General features: G+C 44.0%; 1 protein-coding gene. It reads right to left on the reverse strand.

Features of this window, described 5'->3' with window-relative positions; translation table 11 throughout:
• Positions 1–9: 9 nt before the first annotated feature.
• A partial coding sequence (locus AAEY72_RS16415) for an exodeoxyribonuclease VII large subunit (RefSeq protein ID WP_352311761.1) occupies positions 10–234 on the reverse strand: 225 nt, incomplete at its 5' end.

The following is a 234-nucleotide window of genomic DNA, read 5'->3' on the forward strand; positions in this document are numbered from 1 at the left end:
GAGTTGAGGTTATTTAACTACCGAGGCGATGTGACCTCGGGCAAGTTGGGTCTGAATTTCATCCCCAGATTTTACACTAGCGCCATCAAATAATACTTTGCCATTATTGTCTTTGGTAATCGAATACCCACGACTTAATGTGGCTAACGGACTCACGGTATCAAGCTGATGTGCGGTGTTAGACAGCTTTTGTTCTGATTGGGTCAATTTGTGCTGTATCGCATCCATTAAGCG

Origin of the sequence: Psychrobacter sp. W2-37-MNA-CIBAN-0211 (genome assembly GCF_040309405.1) — a bacterium.
In the GTDB taxonomy this organism is placed as follows: Bacteria; Pseudomonadota; Gammaproteobacteria; order Pseudomonadales; family Moraxellaceae; genus Psychrobacter; species Psychrobacter glaciei.